Genomic DNA, 5,511 nt, shown 5'->3' on the forward strand with positions numbered 1-5,511 from the left:
CCTTGAGAACTTTGGTATATTTCTGAGCAACGTCATTCTCGTCTGTTTCAAACTGGTCAACACTGGAAACGCCACCATCAATACCATAAAGAATGTCTGTATGGCTTATAGTGGTAGGGATATTATAATCGGAACTTTCTGAAGGTGAAGGCTCATAAGGGTAGGTGGTGGTAACAGATTTGGGTACTGGCTGCTGGTCATCACCTAAAGTTGGCTGAACCATGACTTCACTACGAGTATACTCAGCACCTCTACTGCCCGGAATATAGGCAGATTTTGTCTCCAGTTTGCGAACGGCCAGTGCTTCTGTACTCATGATGGAAGAGCTGATTGCAATGGCCACTGCAAGGCTTAATGCATTGGGGCAGGTATTTGTCATTCTACTACCTCAGAGCTGAATACTTTTATTACTGTGAAAAGTGATTGCCCTTCCTGGCGAGGAAGCAACTTGGCTCATGGCTGTTCCGGTAAGCTGTTGAACGAATTCAGTTCACAGTATTAAAGTCCAATGCCAGTAAAATGGAGCATTTTTTTCAGGGAAGGAATGCATTCATAACTTCTTACAGTGCTCAGTCGATGGCCTGATCTGAAAGAAACCGGGTATTTATTCCTTAATAACGAGGTCTGGTATCAAAGTTCGTGGCGGGTATTCTTATCTTTATCAAGGTGAAGCTTCTCAACCTCAAGGTCAGTCCTTGCTGCTTTCACCGCAGCAGGGTTTTCGTCAGCCGCTGCAGCCCTTGACTCGAATAAAGCACCCAGAGTGTAGGAGTCAGGAATACTTTCTGCATGAGAAAACGACCATTTAGGCACATTGTCCCTGAAGTATTTCTCCCAGCTATTCTCAAACATTTTCATTGTGCGATCACGGCGTTCACGGAACTGCAGATAATTTTCATGTCGAGTCCAGCCAGGCATTATGTTGCTTGCTTTAACATGGTTTGCATAGGCTTCATCGGTTTCATTAAAGCGCTGAGGCGAGGCAATAGCGGTACGTTTCACATAGTCAGATTCCGTTTCACCCACGCCTGTCCAGCGATTTATCTTGTCAAGACTCCGGCCCAGAGGGCCACCCAGCCATTGAGTAAGCATCTTGTTGTCGTTCATAAAGAAATCGTAAGTGAGACTCGAAGCCAGAGCGAATCCGAAGGTTTGGGCGTAGGTAAACCCTGATATCAGACCGTGGGCGTATGCTCCGACCGTGGCTACCGGACCCAGCACCAGTCCGGCTGTGGCCGAGGCCAGAGTCTTTATTTTTTGTGGTGTCACCCGGTGCAGCAGCGGTACCTGAACGCCTTGCCCGGAACTCATGGATGCCACTATTTCGGGCACCAGGCGGGAAATGCTGCGATACATCCGGGGGTTGGCGTTGTGCTGTCTTGCAAACAGCATGGAACCGGTTTTCAGTAGAACGACTGAGGAAGCAGCCTTGCCGAATGGCATCGCCAGCCCGCCCAGCTCTGCAAGTTGTTCAATTTCACTGTGGAATTTATAGTGTTGGGTTCGGTCAAGATCAAAGCTGTAGTGTTCCAACCAGTGCTGGAAAGGTATGCGCATCCTGTGCGTGTAATCACCCCTGTTGGTCAGGTCCAGAAGATAGAGTAACCACATGTTTGACAGCGACAGTAAGCCAGCCTTCAAGGTGGTATGGGTCACCAGCAGAGGTTTATAGCTGGAGTAGTACCAGGTGACCGCCTGTAACAGGAAGGCTGAAGGTTTGGCCCAGTAGTCATTGAGCTGCTGTTCAACCGCTGCGGCATGAGCCTGCTTTAATGTGTCATGGATAGCCTGGATCAGCTCTGATTCAGACAAGCCAACGGCATTGGCGTAGGGTGCCAGGGTATCCTGAACATTGGCCAGAAATGCTGCCGACCTGCGACCATTTTCAAAGGCAATATCATCAAGCACATAGTTCGCGATGATAGCCGCTGCGTACTCTTTCATGTCGGCAACGGACTCTTTCATACCCGCCGGACAAGTTGCGGTCACGGTCACAGGAGCAAAGGCAATCCGCATGAATTGCTCAGCTCCCTCATCGGACAGTGCCCGGACAACGACTTTAAAGCGAGGCACGTTGACGGCGTGTTTATAACCAAGGAAGTGCTCAAATTCATCCACTGTCTGATATCCATCGACACCTCTGATAGCCTTTAAGTAGTTCTCAAGTTCAACCTTGCTGATCGCGCCTTCGCGCAGCAGAGCTATGATCTTGTTACCACTGGCAGAATGGCTAGCGAAGTATTCCGGGAAGCTTTCCAGATCCTCCGTTTCAGGCTCGACGAAGTGAATGTCTGTTTTGCCCATGGCGCGAATTTCGTCCTTGAATTCTTGGGATCCTATTTTCATCTCATCCATGGCCTTGAGCGCAAGAATATCAACTTCATCCAGTGCATCCTCGGGCTGACCATACGGGGGCTGGACAGGGGATTTAGGAAAGGCGGTCTTCAGGCTCTTAAAAACTTCCACAATCCGACTGGCCTGTTTAAATGTCACTTTGTCGTCGGCATTTGCCTGTACGCGAATGGATGCAAATTCATCGTTAAAATTGAAAGCCGGAAGAAATGTCATTCCCTTATCGCTCTCCATTGTTGCTACGCGCAGGCCAATTGCGGCTTCCATAGCTTGTTTTTTGAGAGGGTGCTGCTGCATGAAGTCTTTGATATCGGTCAGAAGTTTTGCCTCTCTTGGTGAGTACAGGAAGGGACTGCTATCCCTGTCGTGCTCACGCTGGAATTCCGTGACCTGAGTGTACTTTTTTCTGGTAAGAGGCAGTTCACCCCATACTCCATCTTCATCGGTTGCCCGACCTTGGGTATCTGAATGGTCATTAACAGCAAGAATGTAATCAGCTTCTTCCAGCGAAGCGGGGTCGCCATTTATCCAGATGTGCAGATTTGTTTTGGCTTCCTGTTCCTTAATGATTTCATCCCGTATTTCGACACTGTATCCCAGCAGGTGTTTTATGATGTCCTCTGCTCGCTCTTCATTGGACTGCTCGTCACCTGCAGACAGACCCAGCTCGCTCTGAAATTGTTTCATTGCCCGATTGAGCTCCACGTCGTCTTCATCCGAGGTCTCTTGGAGATACGCATCCATATCGCGTTTAGTCTTCTCCAGGACATTTTTAGCTTCTTTTACTGCTAGCCTGGCTCTGGCTACCTCACGTTCAAGTACGTATCGGGGATTTAGTTTCAGCTGAGCTATTTGCCTGTCAAGCTCATTCTCAATGACTGCGGTACGCTCATTAATGGTAGGCTGACCCACTTTGTGAATTTCTCGAGTCAGTTTTACGAGTGTTTCTTCAATGAGAGTGATCTGATCATCCACACAGGCATTATTTTTATAGTCTTTAATGTTGAGTTGATGAGCAATTTCATTGTTTGTATCTCTTGATAAACCTTCATCTTCATAGCGGTGGAATACTTTGAACCTTAATTCCGAAATTCTGGCCAGTAGGGCATCCACCTGATTTTGCACGCTGGCGTCTTTTTCTAATTCTACTTCCAGATTATCGGCCACTTTAGCAATTAAAGCCTTGTTCCTTTCCCTGGCAGCAGCATTTTCACTCCTGTCGATGCCCAGATCGTCCTCTAAAGCCTGAAGCATCAGATTCTGTCGTCCTTTGGCTAGCTGATCTGCATGTTCGACATAAAGGGTAAGATGAGAATAAAGCAGGAGCTTCTCAAGTTTACCTTTCCTTTTTTTGTAATCAGCAGGTTTGGTATCTTCTCTCCAGAGGGCATGATACTGATGCTCCGTTATTTTTTCGATGACATCATCGTCTTCAAGTTTTATACGAACCCTGTCAAGTCGTTCCAGTTTGTTATCACTTTCACTGACCTGGATCTCGAGTATTTCTTCTGCGGTTTTCAGTACATCCAGCGCCTCTTCCTCTGCCCGCTGTCTGGCCTCTGAGAGGTATGTCTGAATTTTCTCAGAAATCGCGTTACGACGATAATACACATCGCCCTCGCTATCGAGGTCAACCATGTTCAGGGTTTTTTCTACAGCGGTCAGCTTCCGAAGTATTTTAGGACGGAGGCTTGATGTTCTGATGTCTTCCAGTTTTTTTTCGAAGCCTGCAAGATAGATGAACATATTGAATACTGATTTTTCCAGGACGTTCTGGTTCTCTTCTGTGCTGTCTTCACTGAGTCTAATACCAAGAATCTCTGCCAGAGCATTTTGCCTGGCCTCGGGGTAAGAATGATCTTGACCATACATTTGCTTCATTGTATGGAGCAGGATGTCTTTTTGAATATCCATTGCCTTGATTTTCTGAAGCAGCTGTTCTTGCTGAGCGTCAACATTTGCATTGGTATCAAAATTTTTAATGTTTAAATCTGCGGCAATGGTTGCATAGCGAGCTTTGATTGCAGCTGCATTTCCAGCTTCTGTGATGGTTTTCTGAAGGAGGTGTTGTTGGATCAGAGCTTTCTGCTGTTCAAGGTGCTGCAGAATGGCCTGGTGACGGACTTGCGGGGCATCTTCGTCGTCAGGAATCAGGCCGAGCTTACTTTCCAGGTTGGCCAGTCTCTCCGGAGCCTCCTCGTCGGCCAGTTCTGTCTTATGTTGTATATGCTGTTGAACAGACTGAAAGCGGGCAACAAGATCGTTTTCATTGTCCGGAGTCATACCGAACTGATTTTCAAGAGCTGCCAGTTTTGTCATTATAATTCCATAATCAGGCTGTTCTGTTGCAGCAAAGGTTGTAGCCAACGCCTGCGTGATTTCATGAATTTTCTTTCTGAAAATTTTGGCTTGTTCTTCTGATGACTGGATATCATCCCAGTTATCAATACCAAGTTCTGTTGCCGCTTCGCGAATTAATTTTTCGTTAAGTGTGCCCGGTCTGGCATGTTTTGCCCGCAGCTTCTCCAGGTTCCTGGATAACTCAAGCAGCTGTCTGGTCATGTCGGTCATCACTCTGGCAGTAAACTCTTCGTCTTTTTCGGGATCGATCTGCGCTTGTTTGATATCGCCGACAACGGGTATCACTTTCCGAATATGCTGTAAAAAGTGTGGGTTCATCAGAAGTTTTTTAAGTACGGGTTTGAAGCCAAAGTGTTCTTCGAGTTGCTTATACATCCGGGTTTGCGTGATGACTGATGAAGCGGCTCTGATGTGTTCCAGTGTGAACTCATATTGACGTTTATATGGTTTATTTGGAGTAGCCAGCGCCAATGCCTGCTGGAGGGATTCGTAATTTGCAAGGGAACGCACCGCCAGTTTATCTTCGTTAGAAAGCATCGTCGGTTGATCTTTGTTAACGCCGATATCGTGTCGTGCAACAATCTCCTCCAGCAGTGCCATCTGCCTGCTTCGGATGACGAACTCGTAGCTTTTGATCTTATGTTTGAGAAGCTCTGTTATGCCTGCAGGGGCGCGATTATTAACCCCAGCTTCTGCCCAGAGTTTGTAGAGGGTTTCTACAAAAGCGACGTCATCCGGATTTGGCATCTGACCATGAAAAACAATATCCTCCCCCGGAGCTTCTGTTATTTCCAACTT

Annotated in this window: 2 protein-coding genes; both read right to left on the reverse strand. The window is 47.1% G+C overall.

What is annotated here, in order from left to right; genetic code table 11:
- A partial coding sequence (locus KDK18_RS03270; RefSeq protein WP_257253189.1) for a hypothetical protein occupies nucleotides 1–379 on the reverse strand: 379 nt, incomplete at its 3' end.
- A 251-nt stretch (nucleotides 380–630) separates the two neighbouring features.
- A partial coding sequence (locus KDK18_RS03275) for a hypothetical protein (protein ID WP_257253190.1) occupies nucleotides 631–5,511 on the reverse strand: 4,881 nt, incomplete at its 5' end.

This window comes from Endozoicomonas sp. SESOKO3 (genome assembly GCF_024606255.1).